The 16,307-nt window shown below is 74.6% G+C and carries 15 protein-coding genes and 1 pseudogene; 9 read left to right on the top strand and 7 right to left on the bottom strand.

The genetic code is table 11. The annotated features are described in order from the left end of the window. Nucleotides 1-4 precede the first annotated feature (4 nt). A complete protein-coding gene (locus ACZ6O5_RS22305) occupies nucleotides 5-1,312 on the top strand; it encodes a low temperature requirement protein A (RefSeq protein ID WP_465979776.1) in 1,308 nt (435 codons plus the stop codon). Between the two features lie 82 nt (nucleotides 1,313-1,394). Here ACZ6O5_RS22305 and ACZ6O5_RS22300 read toward each other — a convergent pair whose 3' ends face one another. The 3 genes from ACZ6O5_RS22300 to ACZ6O5_RS22290 all read right to left on the bottom strand — a co-directional run bounded on the left by ACZ6O5_RS22300 (nucleotide 1,395) and on the right by ACZ6O5_RS22290 (nucleotide 5,042). Further along, nucleotides 1,395-3,221 (bottom strand): AMP-dependent synthetase/ligase, encoded by a 1,827-nt coding sequence (locus ACZ6O5_RS22300; RefSeq protein WP_465979774.1) that lies wholly within the window; start codon nucleotides 3,219-3,221, stop codon nucleotides 1,395-1,397. Nucleotides 3,222-3,338: 117 nt separating this feature from the next. Continuing rightward, nucleotides 3,339-4,286 (bottom strand): terpene synthase family protein, encoded by a 948-nt coding sequence (locus ACZ6O5_RS22295; protein ID WP_465979772.1) that lies wholly within the window; start codon nucleotides 4,284-4,286, stop codon nucleotides 3,339-3,341. Between the two features lie 126 nt (nucleotides 4,287-4,412). Continuing rightward, nucleotides 4,413-5,042 carry a TIGR03085 family metal-binding protein gene (locus ACZ6O5_RS22290; protein WP_465979770.1) on the bottom strand — a complete coding sequence of 210 codons (630 nt, stop codon included), beginning with the start codon at nucleotides 5,040-5,042 and terminating at the stop codon, nucleotides 4,413-4,415. Between the two features lie 193 nt (nucleotides 5,043-5,235). Between ACZ6O5_RS22290 and ACZ6O5_RS22285 the strand changes: the two genes are divergently transcribed. Together ACZ6O5_RS22285 and ACZ6O5_RS22280 are read left to right on the top strand one after the other, a co-directional pair. Further along, complete coding sequence (locus tag ACZ6O5_RS22285) at nucleotides 5,236-7,104, top strand: ABC transporter ATP-binding protein (protein ID WP_465979768.1); 1,869 nt, start codon at nucleotides 5,236-5,238, stop codon at nucleotides 7,102-7,104. A 55-nt stretch (nucleotides 7,105-7,159) separates the two neighbouring features. Next, entirely contained in the window at nucleotides 7,160-8,935 is a 1,776-nt protein-coding gene (locus ACZ6O5_RS22280) for an ABC transporter ATP-binding protein (protein WP_465979766.1), read from the top strand. On the opposite strand, the gene ACZ6O5_RS22275 is transcribed toward ACZ6O5_RS22280, so the two are convergent. Genes ACZ6O5_RS22275 through ACZ6O5_RS22265 form a run of 3 tightly spaced genes read right to left on the bottom strand, consistent with a single transcriptional unit; the run spans nucleotide 8,932 to nucleotide 11,065 of the window. Continuing rightward, complete coding sequence (locus ACZ6O5_RS22275; protein WP_465979764.1) at nucleotides 8,932-9,591, bottom strand: TetR/AcrR family transcriptional regulator; 660 nt, start codon at nucleotides 9,589-9,591, stop codon at nucleotides 8,932-8,934. The two genes, ACZ6O5_RS22280 and ACZ6O5_RS22275, sit on opposite strands and share 4 nt — an antisense overlap. Continuing rightward, a complete protein-coding gene (locus tag ACZ6O5_RS22270; RefSeq protein WP_465979763.1) occupies nucleotides 9,588-10,343 on the bottom strand; it encodes an ABC transporter permease in 756 nt (251 codons plus the stop codon). The genes ACZ6O5_RS22275 and ACZ6O5_RS22270 overlap by 4 nt, the downstream gene beginning before the upstream one ends. Next, on the bottom strand, nucleotides 10,340-11,065 hold the full coding sequence (locus ACZ6O5_RS22265; RefSeq protein ID WP_465979902.1) for an ABC transporter ATP-binding protein: 726 nt from the start codon (nucleotides 11,063-11,065) through the stop codon (nucleotides 10,340-10,342). The genes ACZ6O5_RS22270 and ACZ6O5_RS22265 overlap by 4 nt, the downstream gene beginning before the upstream one ends. 106 nt (nucleotides 11,066-11,171) lie before the next feature. Between ACZ6O5_RS22265 and ACZ6O5_RS22260 the strand changes: the two genes are divergently transcribed. From ACZ6O5_RS22260 to ACZ6O5_RS22245, 4 genes and pseudogenes are all read left to right on the top strand, one after another. After that, nucleotides 11,172-11,561: a MerR family transcriptional regulator gene (locus ACZ6O5_RS22260; RefSeq protein ID WP_465979761.1), complete on the top strand. Its 390-nt coding sequence runs from the start codon at nucleotides 11,172-11,174 to the stop codon at nucleotides 11,559-11,561. A gap of 162 nt (nucleotides 11,562-11,723) precedes the next feature. Further along, nucleotides 11,724-12,290: pseudogene (locus ACZ6O5_RS22255) on the top strand (phosphoribosyl-AMP cyclohydrolase); the annotation flags it as partial. Nucleotides 12,291-12,542: 252 nt separating this feature from the next. Next, nucleotides 12,543-12,965 carry a phosphoribosyl-AMP cyclohydrolase gene (hisI, locus tag ACZ6O5_RS22250; RefSeq protein WP_281938494.1) on the top strand — a complete coding sequence of 141 codons (423 nt, stop codon included), beginning with the start codon at nucleotides 12,543-12,545 and terminating at the stop codon, nucleotides 12,963-12,965. After that, nucleotides 12,962-13,525: a Trp biosynthesis-associated membrane protein gene (locus ACZ6O5_RS22245; RefSeq protein WP_465979759.1), complete on the top strand. Its 564-nt coding sequence runs from the start codon at nucleotides 12,962-12,964 to the stop codon at nucleotides 13,523-13,525. Before hisI ends, ACZ6O5_RS22245 begins: the two co-directional genes overlap by 4 nt. Here ACZ6O5_RS22245 and ACZ6O5_RS22240 read toward each other — a convergent pair. After that, nucleotides 13,518-13,793 carry a hypothetical protein gene (locus ACZ6O5_RS22240; RefSeq protein ID WP_107157569.1) on the bottom strand — a complete coding sequence of 92 codons (276 nt, stop codon included), beginning with the start codon at nucleotides 13,791-13,793 and terminating at the stop codon, nucleotides 13,518-13,520. The genes ACZ6O5_RS22245 and ACZ6O5_RS22240 overlap by 8 nt on opposite strands. A 443-nt stretch (nucleotides 13,794-14,236) precedes the next feature. Between ACZ6O5_RS22240 and trpC the strand changes: the two genes are divergently transcribed. Next, nucleotides 14,237-15,040 (top strand): indole-3-glycerol phosphate synthase TrpC, encoded by an 804-nt coding sequence (trpC, locus tag ACZ6O5_RS22235; RefSeq protein WP_281938492.1) that lies wholly within the window; start codon nucleotides 14,237-14,239, stop codon nucleotides 15,038-15,040. Nucleotides 15,041-15,078: 38 nt separating this feature from the next. Next, a complete protein-coding gene (gene trpB / locus ACZ6O5_RS22230) occupies nucleotides 15,079-16,305 on the top strand; it encodes a tryptophan synthase subunit beta (protein WP_465979757.1) in 1,227 nt (408 codons plus the stop codon). The last annotated feature ends 2 nt before the right edge of the window (nucleotides 16,306-16,307 follow it).

The following is a 16,307-nucleotide window of genomic DNA, read 5'->3' as shown; positions in this document are numbered from 1 at the left end:
CCGGGTGGGGAACCGGAGCGACGCCCGCTGGTCGTGGGCGCTACGCGCCGCCGCGCCCGGCTCCCGCACCACCCGGTTGGAACTCTTCTACGACCTGGTATTCGTCTTCGCGTTCCTCAGCGTCACCACGCTGACCGCCAGTGAGCTGACCCCGGTCAACCTCTACCGCTTCCTGCTGGTGCTGGCGCTGCTCTGGTGGTCGTGGACCGGCTTCGCGCGGGTGGGCAACGCCTGCCGCGCCGACCAGGGCATGCTGCCGCTTGTCGGCTTCGTCACCGTGGCGGCCACGTTCCTGCTCGTGCTCAGCGCGCCCGGCGCGTTCCAGGACCGGCCGGGCGGCCTGCCCGGCCCGCTGGTCTTCGCCGGCTGCTACTTCGTGATCCGGATGGCCCAGCTCACCGTGTTCGGCCGGGTGGACCGGGCCGACCCGGTGCGTCGACGACGGTTCCTGCTGCGCGTCCTGGTGCCGGTCGTGGCCACCGTGCTGCTCGTGGCCGCCGGCACCGTCCGGGGCTGGCTGCCCGAGAGCCGGTTCGCGGTCGGGCTGCAACTGGCGCTCTGGACGCTGGCGGTGCTTGTCGAGTACGTGGTCGGCACCACCGTGGCCTGGCACTGGTGGGTGGTGGTCTCGGCCGGACACTGGGCGGAACGGCACGCGCTGATGGTGCTGGTCGCGCTCGGTGAGTCGATCATCGCGCTGGGGCTCGGACCGAAGACCGGGCTGCCGCTGACCGGCCCGGTGGCGGTGGCCGCGCTGCTCGGCATCGCGATCGTGGCGGCGCTCTGGTGGGCGTACTTCGACACGCTGGCGTTCGCGCTGGAGCAGGCGCTGCACCACGCCCGGGACCGGCTCGCCCGGCTGCGGCTGAGCCGCTCGGTCTACACGTTCCTGCACCTGCCGATGGTCACCGGGACGATCCTCTACGCGCTCGGCCTCAAGGACCTGCTCGCCGAGGTCGCGGACCCGGCCACCCCGACCTGGGGGTGGTCGCTCGGTGGCTTCTGGGGTGCCGTCCTCTTCGGCGGGGTGGCCCTCTACCTGCTCAGCATCGCCGGCTGCTGGTGGCTCGCGGTGCGCGAGGTGCACCGTCCGCTGCTGGTCACGGTGGCGGCGCTGGTCGTGGTCGGCCCGCTCGCGTTCCGGATCCCGGAGGTGGCCGCGCTGGGCGTGCTGGCCGTGCTCGCCGGCGCCGGCGTCACCTGGGAGACACGCAGCGAGGACGGCCGCCGCCGCCGGGTGCGTCAGCTCGCGCTGGAGGAGCAGGTGGCCGCCGAGGCCGAGCAGAGCCGGTGGCGTCGGGAACACCTGTGACCGGCGCGGGCCGCCGGGGCCGGTCCCGCGCGGGCCGTGCCCCGGGACGGTGGGGCACGGCCGGCGCGGCGCCGGGGGCACGTCACAGCTCGGCGAGCGTGCCCTCGTACATCTTGTCGATCTCGCCGGCGAAGTTGGTCTCCACGCTGCGGCGCTTGATCTTCAACGACGGGGTTACCTCGCCGTCGGCGATGGTCAGGTCGCGGGGGAGGATCGTCACCTTCTTGATCGTCTCCCAGCGGTTGAGCTTGGCGTTCAGCTCGTCCACGTAGCCCTCGACCATCGTCCGCGCCTCGGGCGAGGTGACGATCGTGGTGTAGTCGCGCTCCTCCAGCGGGGTGCCGGCGGCCCAGCCCTTGATCGCGTCCGGGTCCAGCGTGACCAGCATGGTGCAGTAGTTGCGGGCCTGCCCGATCACCACCGCCTGCGAGGTGTACGGGCAGATCGCCTTGAACATGCCCTCGATGTGCGACGGCGCGACGTACTTGCCGCCGGACGTCTTGACCAGGTCCTTCTTGCGGTCGGTGATGCGCAGGTAGCCGTCGTCGTCGAGCGTGCCGATGTCGCCGGTGCGGAAGAAGCCGTCGTCGGTGAACGCCTCGGCGGTCTCCCCGGGCAGGTTGTGGTAGCCACGCATCACCGGCCGGCCCCGGACCAGGATCTCGCCGTCGGTGTCGATCCGGCACTCCAGGTCGCCCATGGCCCGGCCCACGCTGCCGATCTTGAGACCGTCCGGCGGGTTGACGAACGCGCCGGCGCTGGTCTCGGTGAGGCCGTACCCCTCCGAGATGGGCAGGTTGGCGGCGGCGAAGAAGGTGGCGATCTCCTTGCTCAGCGGCGCCGCGCCGGAGACCAGGACCCGCATCCGGCCGCCGAGCCGGGCCTGGAGCTTGCTGAAGACCAGCTTCTCGGCGAGCGCGTACTTCATCCGCAGCCCGGCCGGGACCGGCTTGCCGGCCTGCTCCAGCGCGACCTTCTCCTTGCCGACCGCGACGCCCCAGCCGAAGATCTTCGCCTTCGCGCCGCCCGCGCCCTGCGCGGTGGTGACCGCCTTGTTGTAGACCTTCTCGAAGACCCGGGGCGCGCCGCACATCAGCGTCGGCCGGACCACACCGAGCAGGTCGACCAGCCGGTCGACCCGGCCGTCGACGTAGGTGGGCAGCCCGACGTGGGTGGCGCCGCAGAGCAGCGTCTTGCCGAACGAGTGGGACAGCGGCAACCACAGATATTGCAGGTCGTCGACGCGCAGCAGGCCCAGCTCGGCCTGCGCGACGCCCTCCCAGCACCACCCGCCGTGCAGCAGCTCCACGCCCTTGGGTCGGCCGGTGGTGCCCGACGTGTAGATAAGGGTGGCCAGGTGGTCCGGGCCGATGCCGGCGACCAGCTCGTCGATCAGGCCGGGCGTGGCGGCCAGCGCGGCGGCGCCGCGTTCCTCCAGCTCGGCGAGCGTGAGCTGGGGAACGCCGGCCGCCGGGTCGGCCGCGCCGTCGAGGAGCACCACGTGGGTCAGCGCCGGCAGCTCCGCGCCGGCGATCTTCGCGGCCTGGGCCGGGTTCTCCGCGAACAGCACCCGCGACCCCGAGTCGGCGAGAATGTACGCCGCCTCCTCGGGCTCCGTGGTGGGGTAGACGGTGGTGGTGGCCCCGCCGGCGCACATCACGCCGAAGTCGGCGAGCACCCACTCCAGCCGCGTGTTGGCCAGGATCGCCACCGGGTCCTCGAGGCCCACACCCAGCCCGTGCAGCCCGGCCGCGATCGCCTTGGCGCGCTGCCCGACCTGCTCCCACGTCAACCAGACCGGGCCCGAGTCGTCGGGTGCGGGGTGGGCGAAGGCGTGCCGGTCGGGGGAGTCCGCCACGCGCTTGAGGAACATGTCCGGTACGGAACGGTACGGTACATCGAGAGCCATCGTGGAAGCCGCCTTCAGGGGTGGAGGGACGTGACGGGGGTCACGCCGGTCTGCGGTTACCGAAGAGTATTGCCTGCACCGGGGCAGCGGCTAGTGCGGATCGGCCGGGGTTCGGGCTCAGGCGTACCGGGTGGCGGCGCGGGACCAGTCGTAGGTGGCCCGGATCCAGTCCCGGCGGGTGGCGAGGAACGCGCGAACCCCGTCGTCGGCGGCGACGGTCAGCGCCGCGTCCCGTTCCGCGTACGCCGCCAGCGCCGCGTTGAACCGGGCCGCCGCCTCGCGCAGCGCCGCCGCCTCGTCCTGACCGGTCTCGCCGGCGATGGTGGTGACCAGGTTGTGCGCCGGCGGGGCGACGCCGCGCTCCTTGCCGTAGGAGAACAGGTCGTTGCACCAGCAGACCAGGTCGGCGGCGAGGGCGTCCAACGCGGCCAGCGCCGGGTCGGCCCGCCGGGCGGGGCCGGGGCGCGCCGGGTGGGTCAGGTCGGTCACCGTGAAGCCGGGGCGTACGCCGCCGGTGTGCCGGCGCATCTGCACGTACTCGGCCACCCCGGGCACCCGCCGGTGCTCCCGGTTGGCCGCCTCCCAGAGCAGCGCCAGCAGGTATTCGCGCAACTGGCCGACCAGGCGCAGCAGCAGCGCGGGCCGCTGCGCGTCGCGGGCCCGCCGGCACAGGTCGTCGAGCGCCACCGCCAGCGGGCCGCCGGCCGGGACGGGCGCGGCCGGGTCGCCGTGCCGGTCCAGCACGCTCAGCAGCGCCGCCACGGTGGGGGCCAGCCGGGTGGGGTCCGCGCCCAGGCCGTCGTCGTCGCAGGCGTCGTCCACCACGAACAGCCAGTTGATCAGGTCGGTGAGCAGGCGCAGCCCGGCCGGGGATGCCTCCGGGCCGGCCCGTCCGGCCAGCTCCGCGGCGTGCGCGCCGGCCAGTCGGCGCCGCCCGGCCGGGTCACGGACCAGGCCGAGGTCGCGTACCCAGCCGGCGCTCTCCGCGGTGACCCGCTCGACGGCGGGGTGCCGTCGCGCCGGAAAGGGCGGTTCGTGCAGCGCCGAGAGCGCGAAGCCACGCATCCGTGCCCCCTGTCCGCCGCCCGCGGAGCGGGGCGGCGGGCAGGAGCGTACGGCAGAATGGATCGGCACTCATCACTGGGATGTGCGCTTTTCGTGATAGTTCGGTTACGGGATGCCTACGCTCGGTCAGAGCCCCAGCTCGGCCGCGCGCAGCCGCTCCGCCGGCCCGACCGGGCCCTCCACCTGGACCCGGGCCACCCGCTGCCGGCCGGTGAGGAACAGCACCAGCTCGCCCGGCGCCCCGACCAGCCGCAGCCGCTCGCCGCCCCGGCCGACCCGCCGCTCGCCGTGCCCCGGCGCCTGCACCAGCACCTCGGCCGGAAACCGCCGCAGCGCCATCCGGGCCAGCAGGGCGACCCGCTTCCAGAGCACCGCCTGCTGCCCGGCCGGCAGGTCGCGCGGGTGCCAGCCGGGCCGGGCGCGGCGCACGTCCTCGTGGTGGATGAAGAACTCCATGCCGTTGGCCAGCTCGTCGGTGAGCGGATTGCTCACCGGGCTCCACACCGGCGGGCGGCGGACCCGGGCGACCAGGTCGGCGTACGGACCGGCGGCGATCCGCAGGCGCACCGCCTCGGCATAGCCCCGCAGCGGCGGCAGCAGGATCCCGCCGGCCGCGTCCGGCCGGCGCTCCCGCACCAGCAGGTGCGCCGCCAGGTCACGGGTGTTCCACCCCTCGTTGACCGTCGGCGCGTCCGGTCCCAGTTCCAGCATCAGATCGGCGAGCGCTTCGCGCTCCGCTCGGGCGTACCGCGGCATGGCCCGATCGTAGGCCCGCCCGGCCCGATCGGCGCGCCATGGCCGACGCGGCGTCCCGGGCCGCCGGTCGCCGCCCGCCGTCCGGCCCCGGTCGGCGCGAACGTGACGGCGGACATATCCCCGCCGGGTCGGCGTACGCGGCGACGAGCGGTAAGGATGGGGGAGAAAACTGTGGCTTACGGCGGGGGAGAGCGTGGCGAGCGGGACAAGTCGGGACGTGCTCGGCAAGGGGCTCAGGGTGCTCGGCCGGGCGATCCGGGAGCAACCCCGGATCTTCGCGGTGGCGGTCAGCGGCAGTGTGCTCTTCGGCCTCCTCGTCATCGCCAGCGCGTACGTGGTCGGCGCGGTGGTCGGCGACGTGGTGGTGCCGGCGGTCGAACGCGGCGCGGTGGCCGGCGGAGCCCTCGCGCTCGCCGCGTCGGCGCTGTTCGGGATCAGCGTGCTGCGGGTGGTCGGCATCTTCGGCCGACGGCTCGGCGCCGGTTACATGCAGTACCGGCTCCAGGCCGCCTACCGTCGCCGGGTCACCCGCCGCTACCTCGACCTGCCGCTGGCCTGGCACCACCGCAACTCCACCGGCACGCTGCTGTCCAACGCCAACTCCGACGTGGAGGCCGCCTGGTACCCGATCGCGCCGCTGCCGTTCGCGGTCGGCACGCTGGTGATGCTGGTCGGCGCCGTGGCCTCGCTGTTCGTCACCGACTGGGCGCTCGCCCTGGTCGGCCTCGCCGTCTTCCCCGCGCTGTTCGCCCTCAACGTGGTCTACTCCCGCCGGATGGCGCCCCGCCAGGCCCGGGCCCAGCGGCTGCGCGCCGAGGTCAGCGGCATCGCGCACGAGAGCTTCGACGGCGCGTTGGTGGTCAAGACCATGGGCCGGGAGTCCCAGGAGACGGCCCGCTTCGCCGCCCGCGCCGGTGACCTGCGCGATGCGTTGATCTCCGTCGGCCGGCTACGCGGCGTCTTCGACCCGATGCTGGAGACACTGCCCAGCCTCGGCACGCTCGCCGTGCTGGTGGTCGGCGCGGTCCGGCTCCAACAGGGCGCGATCACGGTGACCGAGCTGGTCAGCGTCGCGTTCCTGTTCACCGTGCTGGCCTTCCCGGTGCGGGCGATCGGCTGGGTGCTGGCCGAGCTGCCGCGCAGCGTCGCCGGCTGGGAGCGGGTCAGCCGGGTCCTGGACGCCACCGGCGAGATGCCGTACGGCGACGTGACGCTCGACCCGGCCCGCCGGGAGCCGGCCACGCTGGGCTTCGCCGACGTCCACTTCGGGTACGAGCCGGCCGAGGCGCACCAGCCCGGCACGGAGGTGCTCGGCGAGGTGACGTTCACGGTGCCGGCCGGGAAGACGGTGGCCCTGGTCGGTCCGACCGGCGCCGGCAAGTCCACCATCGCGTCGCTGGCCGTGCGGCTGGTCGACCCGGACCGTGGCCGCGTCACGCTGGACGGCGTCGACGTGCGCGAGCTGACCGCCGCCTCGCTCGCCGCCACGGTGGCGCTGGTGGCCCAGGTGCCGTTCGTCTTCGACGACACGGTCCGGGCCAACATCACGCTCGACCGGGCCGGCGTCGGCGACGACGAGGTCTGGGCCGCGCTGCGGCTGGCCGAGGCGGACGGCTTCGTCGCCGCCCTGCCGGACGGGCTGGACACCATGGTCGGTGAGCGGGGCACCTCGCTCTCCGGCGGGCAGCGGCAACGGCTCACGCTGGCCCGGGCGCTCGCCGGCCGGCCCCGGCTGCTGGTGCTCGACGACGCCACCAGCGCCGTCGACCCGCGGGTCGAGGCGGCCATCCTGGCCGGCCTGCGCGCCCCCGGCGACGGGGGCGCGTCGATCCTGGTGGTGGCGTACCGGCGGGCCACCATCGCGCTCGCCGACGAGGTGATCTACGTGGAGCAGGGCCGGGTGGTCGCCCGTGGCACGCACCCCGAGCTGCTGGCCACCGTGCCCGGGTACGCCGACCTGGTCACCGCGTACGAGCAGGCCGAGCAGGAACGCGAGCAGAACCGCACGTACGACGAGGTCACGCCGGTGCCCTCCGGCCTGGAGATGGAGGTGGACCGGTGAGCGCGAGGAGTGCAGCGAAGCGGAGCCCCGCAGTCGCGAACGGAAGGCGAGTCCGGTGAGCGCTGCGGTGGTCGAGGAACGGGCCGAGTCGACCTGGGGGACGCTGCGGCGCGGGCTGGCGCTCTCCCCGGAGCTGAAGACCGGGCTGGCCGGCACGTTGGCGTTGGCCCTGGTCTACATGGTCGGCCGGGTGGCGGTGCCGGTGGCGGTGCAGCGCGGCATCGACCACGGCATCGTCGGCGGGCTCGACCTGGGCGTCATCTCGCTGACCGTGGCGGTCACCGTCGCCGTGCTGGTGGTCACCACCGCCTGCGGCTACCTGATGATGCGTCGGCTGTTCACGGTCAGCGAGACCGCGCTGGCCGGCGTGCGGACCCGCGCGTTCCGGCACGTGCACGACCTGTCCATGCTGCACCAGCAGTCCGAGCGGCGCGGGTCGCTGGTCTCCCGGGTCACCAGCGACGTCGACCAGATCACCCAGTTCCTCCAGTGGGGCGGCGTGATCCTCCTGGTCAACCTGGGACAGTTGCTGGTGACCACCGCCGTGATGCTGGCGTACTCCTGGCAGTTGACGCTCGTGGTGCTCGTCGCGTTCGCGCCCGCGGTGCTGATCATCCGGCAGTTGCAGCGCCGGCTGGCCGGCGCGTACGGGCTGGTCCGGCAGCGGACCGGCGCGCTGCTCGGCACGATCGGCGAGAGCGTGGTCGGCGCGCCGGTGATCCGGGCGTACGGGATCGCCGGGCGCACCGCCCGCCGGCTGGACGCGGCGATCGACGGGCAGCGGGTGGCCCAGCAGCGGGCCATCCGGATCAGCATCCTGGGCAGCTCGGTCGGCGAGCTGGCCGCCGGCCTGGCGCTGGCCGGCGTGGTGGTGGTCGGGGTGAGCCTGGGCGTCGACCGGACGCTGTCGGTCGGGCAGCTCACCGCGTTCCTGTTCCTGGTCACGCTCTTCATCCAGCCGGTGCAGATCGCCACCGAGGTGCTCAACGAGGCGCAGAACGCGATCGCCGGCTGGCGTCGGGTGCTCGACGTGCTGGACGTCGAGCCGGACGTGGCCGACCCGGGCGAGCGGGGCCGGGAGCTGCCGTCCGGTCCGCTCGACGTCCGCTTCGCTGGGGTGACGTTCGCCTATCCGGGCGGGCCGCCGGTGCTGCACGACGTGACGCTGGACATCGCGGCGAAGAGCCGGGTGGCGGTGGTCGGCGAGACCGGCAGCGGCAAGACCACGTTCGCCAAGCTGCTCACCCGGCTGATGGACCCGACCGAGGGCGAGGCGCTGCTCTCCGGCGTCGACCTGCGTCAGGTCCGCTTCGACTCGCTGCGCGCCCGGGTGGTGATGGTGCCGCAGGACGGTTTCCTGTTCGACGCCACGGTCGGGGAGAACGTCCGCTTCGCCCGGCCGGACCTGTCCGACGCCCGGCTCACCGCCGCCTTCACCGAGCTGGGCCTGGCCGACTGGCTGGACGGGCTGCCGGCCGGGCTGGACACCCCGGTGGGCGAGCGCGGCGAGGCGCTCAGCGTCGGCGAGCGGCAGCTCGTGGCGCTGGCCCGCGCGTACGTGGCCGACCCGGACCTGCTGGTGCTCGACGAGGCGACCAGCGCGGTCGACCCGGCCACCGAGGTGCGCCTGCAACGCACGCTGGACGCGGTGACCCGGGGGCGCACCACGCTGGCCATCGCGCACCGGCTCTCCACCGCGCAGTCGGCGGACGAGGTGATCGTGGTGGACCGGGGCCGGATCGTGCAGCGCGGCCCGCACGAGGAGCTGGTCCGGGACGCCGACTCGGTCTACGCCCTGCTCTTCGCCTCGTGGCTGGAGCAGACCCGCTAGCCGGGGTCGGTCGGCCCGCCCGGGGTCAGCGGGCCGGTGAGGTAGCGCTGCACGGTCGGGCCGATGGTGGCGGCCAGCATGTCCGGGGTCGCGGAGGCGACCGGCTCCAGGCGGATCACGTAACGCATCATGGCCAGGCCGGCGACCTGGGTGGCCACCAGCGCGCCCCGCAGCGGCTCCTCCGCCGGGTCGAGGTCGAGCTGGTCGACGACCCGGCGCAGGATCTGGGTGGTGAGGAACTCGCGCAGCAGGCGGGCGGTCCACTGGTTGCTCACCGCGGAGCGGAGCAGCGCCACCGCGGCGGCGCCGGCCGGCGAGTCCCACACGCCCAGGAACGTGCGGACCAGCCGTTCGCCGACCTCGTCCCGGCCGCCGGCCAGCACCCGGGGCACCAGCTCGGCCGGGTCGACCGGGATCGCCATGGCGGCGCGGAACAGCTCCTCCTTGGCGCCGAAGTAGTGGTGCACCAGCGCCGGGTCCACGCCGGCGGCGGCGGCGACCGTCCGGATTCCGGTGGCGTCGAAGCCGCGCTCGGCGAACGCGTCCCGGGCCGCGGCGAGGATCGCCTCCCGGGTGTCCGGGTTGCCGGGCCGCCGCCCGGTGCGACGCGGTCTTCTCGGCTGCGCCGCCGGCTCGGCGTCGCGACGTGGGGTCATCCGCTGCGCCGGCGCAGCGTCGCGGCGGCCAGCACCAGCGCGACCACCGCCGCGCCGGCCACGATCGCCACGTCGCGCCACATGGTGCCGGTCGGCGCGGCGTGCGCGCCGACCTCCTGGAGCGCCTCGACCGCGTACGACAGCGGCAGCGCGTCGCTGACGGCCTGGAGCCAGCCGGCCATCTGGCCGCGGGGCACGAACAGCCCGCAGAGCAGCAGTTGCGGGGCGACCACGACCGGCATGAACTGCACCGCCTGGAACTCGGTGCGGGCGAACGCCGAGCAGAACAGGCCGAGCGCCACGGCCAGCACCGCGTTCACGCCGGCGATCAGCACGACCAGCCACGGGCTGCCGACGGTGTCCAGCCCGAACACCTGGTAGGCCACCAGCGAGGCGACGGTGGACTGGAGCACCCCGGCCAGCCCGAACGCGATGCCGTAGCCGAAGAGCAGGTCCAGCTTGCCCAGCGGCGTGGTGAGCAGCCGTTCCAGCGTGCCGGTGGTGCGCTCGCGGAGCATGGCGATGCTGGTCACCAGGAACATGATGATGAACGGGAAGAAGCCCAGCATGATCAGCGCGACCCGGTCGAAGGTGCGCGGCGCGCCGGGCGGGGTGGGCTGGTCGACGTACATGAAGTAGACGAGCGTGAGCAGCACCGCCGGCACCACGACGAGCAGCGCGACGGTGCGCCTGTCGTGCCGGAGCTGACGCAGGATCCGCCAGGTCGTGGCGGCCAGGATGCGCCCGTTCACGAGGTGGCCTCCGACTCGCCGTCGCGGATCAGGCGCAGGAACGCCTCCTCCAGGTCGTCCACGCCGGTGGCGGCGCGGACCGCGGCCGGGGTGTCGTCGGCGACCAGCCGGCCCTCGCGGATCAGCAGCAGCCGGTCGCAGCGGGCCGCCTCGTCCATCACGTGACTGGAGACCAGCAGCGTGGTGCCGGTGGCGGCCATGGCGTGGAAGCGGGCCCACAGGTCGGCCCGCAGCACCGGGTCCTGGCCGACCGTGGGCTCGTCGAGGACGACCAGCTCCGGGTCGCCGACCAGGGCGCAGGCGAGCGACGCGCGGCTGCGTTGGCCGCCGGAGAGCGTGCCGACCAGTTGGTCGGCCGCCGTGGCCAGCCCGACGTCGGACACCGCCCGGTCGGCGTCGGCGCGGCCCCGGCCCTGGAGTACGGCGAAGTAGCGGGCGTTCTCCCGGACCGTGAGGTCGGCGTAGACGCTCGGGGCCTGGGTCAGGTAGCCCACCCGGTGGCGCAGCTCGGCCGTGCCGGCGGGCCGACCGAGCACGTCGACCGTGCCGGCGTCGACCGTCTGCACGCCGACCACCGCGCGCATCAGCGTGGTCTTGCCGCTGCCGCTGGGCCCGAGCAGCCCGGTGACCGTGCCGCGGGGCACGGCGCAGCTGATGCCGTGCAGCACCCGCCGCCCGCCCCGGTCGACCACCAGGCCACGGACCGCCACCGCGTCGTCCATGTCCGCCTCCAACAATTCATCCACCGTTGAAATCAACGGTAGATGAATTCCACCGGCCGGGCAATGCTGTTGACTTCGAGTGGGCTCGAACTGGAAGCCTGGATCGGTGGACATCGGCATCCGGGAGAAGAGCCTCAGCGTCGGCGAGGCGGCGCAGCGGGTCGGCCTGACCACCTACACGCTGCGTTGGTACGAGCAGGAGGGGCTGGTCGCGCCGGTCGGACGGGACTCCGCCGGCCGTCGGCGCTACACCGAGGCGGACGTCAACTGGCTGTTCCTGCTCCTCCGACTGCGCCGGACCGGGATGCCGGTGCGCGACATGCGCCGCTACGCCGAGCTGGCCCGGCAGGGCGACCGTACGCTCGGCGCGCGGCGGGCGCTGTTCGAGGCGCACCGGGCCCGGGTGCTGGCCCGGATGGCCGAGTTGGCCGAGGATCTCAAGGCCCTCGACCACAAGATCGACGCGTACCGGCAGGCCGAAGAGGAACTGGGCTAAGCCGCCCGCACCGGACACCCGGTCCGCCATCGGGCATTGCGCTTGAGATCGGACTTCCGGCACCATGTCGCGGTGGGTCCCGCTTCGTTGCCCGAGTCCGGATTCCTCGACGACTGGGCCACCCGCCTGCGCCGGGCCGCGGACCGACCGGTCGTCGGGATCATGCTGCGCGGCAGCCACGCCCGACGGGCCGCCACCGAGCACAGCGACGTCGACGTGGACGTGCTCGTCGCCACCGAGGAGGAGCGTCCCGCCTCGGCGGCCCCGGCCCGCCCCACCGGCGCGTACGCGAGCCGGGACGCCTACCTGGCCGAGTTCGACGGCCGGCTGGTGCACGTCTCGGTGGCCTCCCGGGACGTCCGCTCCTGGGTGCGCCGGCTCGGCCAGCCCGCCGACTGGGCGTTCGGACTGCCGGTCACCGCGCCCGCCCGGTTGCTCTGGGCGGTGCCGGAGTGGCGCCGCCGGATCGACCTGCCGGTGCTCTGCCAGCCCGCCGACGAGCCGCGCCTGGAGGACCTGATCGCCACGCTGGGCAAGGTGGCCGGGGCGCACTGGGCCGGCGACGTCCCCGGGGTCCGGCTCGCGGCGGCCGACCTGGCCCGGCTCTGCCCGTCGGTGCTCCGGCTGGCCAACCCGGCCGTCCGGGTGGTGTCCCGCCGGGCCGCGCTGACCGCCGCGCTGGACCTGCCGGTGGCCCCGCCCGGCTACCGCGCCGACATGCTGCTCTGCCTCGGGCTGCGCACCGGTGCCCCGGCCGAGGTGGGGGCCGCCGCCGGCCGCCTGGTCACCGGCATCGTCCCGCTGGTCCGCCCGTACGCCGGGGAGGTCGCCGCGGCGGCCGGCGCGGACCTGGCCGAGGCGCTCGCCGACGGCCGGGTGGACCGCTACCTCGGTCAACTCAGCCGGACGCTGCACGCGGCGCCACCGGCGACCCGGGACACGTCGACGGTGCCGGCGCCACGTGCGGGAGAATGGTCAACCGTGCCCGCCTCTGACGCGCCCGTGACCGGCGCCTCCGCCCGCTCCGCCGCCGGCCCGGCCCGGCCCTCCCAGCTCGACCCGGCCATCGCGGCCCGGCTCCGCCGCACCCCGGACGGTCTGGTCGCCGCCGTGGTCCGCGCCCACGACTCGGGTGAGGTGCTGATGGTCGCCTGGATGGACGACGAGGCGCTGCACCGCACGCTCACCAGCGGCCGGGCCACCTACTGGTCGCGCAGCCGGGGGGAGTACTGGGTCAAGGGTGCGACCTCCGGCCACCACCAGTACGTCCGCTCGGTCGCGCTGGACTGCGACGGCGACGCGCTGCTGGTCAGCGTGGAGCAGGTGGGCGCGGCCTGCCACACCGGTCACCGCACCTGCTTCTTCACCGAGTTGCCGGTCAGCTCGCCGGGGGTGACCCCGTGACCGAAACCGCGGTCGGCCCGCCCGCCGTCCGGGGCCGGCGCGAGCTGGCGTACGCGGTGCTGCTCTGCCTGGCCGGCGCGGGCCTGGCCGCCTGGGCGGTGACCCGGAGCTGGTCGGCCGATCCGACCGCCGGCGGTTCCCTCGGGCCCGGGCGCTCGGGCCGCACCGGCGCGGACCTGCTGCCGTGGGTGTCGGCGCTGGCCTACGTCGGGTTGGCCGGCGGCGGCGCGGTGCTGGCCACCGGGGGCCGGCTGCGCCGGCTGCTCGGCGTGCTGCTGGCGGTCGTCGGGCTGGCCGTCGCGGTCGGTGGCGGGGTCGGTCTCGGCGAGACCGGGGTCAGCCGGCTCTGGCCGGCCCTGGTGCTGGCGGGCGGGCTGGCGCTCGCGACCGGCGGGGCGTGCACCGCGTGGCGGGCCGGGCGGTGGCCGGCGATGGGCGCCCGGTACGAGCGGCGGGTCGGGTCGACCGGCCCCGCCGACGCGGACCGGCCGGCGGTCGAACGGGGCACCCGGGACGCGTGGGACGCGCTGGACCGGGGCGAGGACCCGACGGTCAGCTGACCGGCTGGGCCTCGCGCGTCGCCCGGCGGTCGCGGGCCGCGGCCCGGGCGGCGGCCAGCTCGGCCACCAGCCGCTCCAGCTCGCGGCGTTGCGCGGCCCGGGCCCGGTCGGCGCAGACCGCCTCCCAGGCGTTGCCCTGGGCGGTACGCGTCCGGCCGTCACCGGCCACCGCGCGTTCGAGCGTGTGCACCACGCCGACGGCGAGTGCGGCGACGGTTCGGGAGACGGTGGTCAACCCGATGTTCTGGTGCGGCCCGTTGGCGCTCATGGTTCACCCCACACGAGATCGTTCGGCTTCGGTCGGCAGCGGCCTCGTCGAGTCTGCCCTGCGACGATGGTGTCCGGCTCACGTTTCGCCACCGTGAAGCGCAGGTCAACGCTCCCGCACGCGGGGCGACCTGCACAGGGGCGGAAGTCCTTGACCTTGGTCACAGCGGGCCGGACGTCGGGCTGCGAGGTCGGGCCGGGCATGGTGAGATGGGTCATGGGCGATGGTCGATGCATGCGGTGGCGCTGCGTGACACCGCGTTCACCCGAAGTCGGCCATCATGCCACAGCCCATGTCGTGAGGTGCGCCATACCCCCCGGCACGTGTCGCCAGGTGGCGCCACCTAGCATCGGCCCATGACACCCGGAGAGGGGAGTCCGTTGGTGACTGCTGAGCATGCGCACGCGGAGGGGGACGACGCCGGAGCGGCGCCGTCCGCAGGGGTGCTCGACGAGATCCTGGCCGGGGTGCGCGAGGACGTGGCCCGGCGGCAGGAGCAGCTCCCGCTGGAGCGGATCCGCGAGCTGGCCGCCGCCGCGCCGCCGCCGATCGACGCGTACGCGGCGCTGCGCCGACCGGGCGTGGCCGTGATCGCGGAGGTGAAGCGCTCGTCGCCGTCCAAGGGGCGGCTGGCCGAGATCGCGAACCCGGCCGACCTGGCCAGCGACTACGCGGCCGGCGGGGCGCGGGCGATCAGCGTGCTGACCGAGGGCCGCTGGTTCGGCGGGTCGCTGGACGACCTGGCCGCGGTCCGGGCCGCGGTGAACGTGCCGGTGCTGCGCAAGGACTTCGTGGTCTCCAGCTACCAGGTGCACGAGGCCCGCGCGCACGGCGCCGACCTGGTGCTGCTGATCGTCGCCGCGTTGGAGCAGAACGCGTTGGTCGGGCTGCTGGAGCGGATCGAGTCGCTGGGCATGACCGCGCTCGTCGAGGTGCACACCGAGGAAGAGGCGGACCGGGCCCTGGAGGCCGGCGCGCAGGTGATCGGCGTCAACGCCCGCGACCTGCGTACCCTGGAGGTCGACCGGTCGGTGTTCGAGCGGATCGCGCCCGGGCTGCCGAGCCGCGTCGTCAAGATCGCCGAGTCGGGTGTGCGCGGTCCGCACGACCTGATCCGGTACGCCTCGGCCGGCGCCGACGCCGTCCTGGTGGGCGAGGGCCTGGTCACCCAGAAGAGCCCCCGCGAGGCGGTCGCCGAGCTGGTCAACGCCGGGAACCACCCGGCCACGCCCCGCCCGGTGCGCTGACCCGCGCCGGGTCCACCCGAACCGAGAGGACGCCCGCGATGAGCGCCGCACCCGCTGCCGGCCAGGTTCCCGACGCCGCCGGCCACTTCGGCCGGTTCGGCGGCCGGTTCGTCCCCGAGGCGCTGGTCGCCGCGCTGGACGAGCTGGACGCGGCGTACCGCAAGGCGATGGGGGACGAGGAGTTCCTCGCCGAGTTCGACGCGCTGCTGCGCGACTACGCCGGCACCCCCTCGATGCTGTACGAGGCCCGGCGGCTCTCCGCCCAGGTGGGGGCGCGCGTCCTGCTCAAGCGGGAGGACCTCAACCACACCGGCGCCCACAAGGTCCGCAACGTGCTCGGCCAGGCGCTGCTCACCCGGCGGATGGGCAAGCGGCGGGTGATCGCGGAGACCGGCGCCGGCCAGCACGGCGTGGCCACCGCGACCGCCGCCGCGCTGTTCGACCTCGAGTGCGTGGTCTACATGGGCGCGGTGGACACCGAGCGGCAGGCGCTCAACGTGGCCCGGATGCGGATGCTCGGCGCGACCGTGATCCCGGTGACGGCCGGCTCGCGCACGCTCAAGGACGCGATGAACGAGGCGATGCGCGACTGGGTCGCCAACGTCGAGGACACCCACTACCTGATCGGCACCGCCGCCGGGCCGCACCCGTTCCCGGAGATGGTCCGGGACTTCGTGCGCGGCATCGGCGTGGAGGCCCGCCAGCAGTGCCTGGACCTGACCGGCGCGCTGCCGGACGCGGTCGCGGCCTGTGTCGGCGGCGGCTCCAACGCGCTGGGCATCTTCCACGCCTTCGTGCCCGACACCGGGGTGCGGCTCTACGGCTTCGAGGCCGGTGGCGAGGGCGTCGAGTCCGGCCGGCACGCGGCCAGCATCACCGGCGGCTCGTCGGGCGTGCTGCACGGCACCCGCACCTACGTCCTGCAGAACGCCGACGGCCAGACCATCGAGTCGCACTCGATCTCGGCCGGTCTGGACTACCCGGGCGTCGGGCCGGAGCACGCCTGGCTGCACGACACGGGCCGGGCCACCTACCTGCCCGTCGACGACGCCGAGGCGATGGCCGCGTTCGAGCTGCTCTGCCGCACCGAGGGGATCATCCCGGCGATCGAGAGCGCGCACGCGCTGGCCGGCGCCCGCAAGATCGCCCCGGAACTCGCCGCCGAGTTGGGCCGGGAGCCGGTGATCCTGGTCAACCTCTCCGGCCGTGGCGACAAGGACGTGCACACCGCCGGCGCGTACTTCGGCATCCTCGACAAGGAGTGAGA

Source organism: Micromonospora sp. NPDC049201, from assembly GCF_055586805.1.
Note: the sequence above shows the minus strand (reverse complement) of the source record. Positions and strands in the feature narration are given on the sequence as shown.

What these genes read in the sequence shown, in the direction of transcription:
- ACZ6O5_RS22300 (WP_465979774.1), bottom strand. Translation starts at nt 3,221, where the DNA reads ATGGCTCTCGATGTACCGTACCGTTCCGTACCGGACATGTTCCTCAAG.
- ACZ6O5_RS22290 (WP_465979770.1), bottom strand. Translation starts at nt 5,042, where the DNA reads ATGCCGCGGTACGCCCGAGCGGAGCGCGAAGCGCTCGCCGATCTGATG.
- ACZ6O5_RS22265 (WP_465979902.1), bottom strand. Translation starts at nt 11,065, where the DNA reads ATGGACGACGCGGTGGCGGTCCGTGGCCTGGTGGTCGACCGGGGCGGG.
- ACZ6O5_RS22275 (WP_465979764.1), bottom strand. Translation starts at nt 9,591, where the DNA reads ATGACCCCACGTCGCGACGCCGAGCCGGCGGCGCAGCCGAGAAGACCG.
- trpB (WP_465979757.1), top strand. Translation starts at nt 15,079, where the DNA reads ATGAGCGCCGCACCCGCTGCCGGCCAGGTTCCCGACGCCGCCGGCCAC.
- ACZ6O5_RS22240 (WP_107157569.1), bottom strand. Translation starts at nt 13,793, where the DNA reads ATGAGCGCCAACGGGCCGCACCAGAACATCGGGTTGACCACCGTCTCC.
- ACZ6O5_RS22295 (WP_465979772.1), bottom strand. Translation starts at nt 4,286, where the DNA reads ATGCGTGGCTTCGCGCTCTCGGCGCTGCACGAACCGCCCTTTCCGGCG.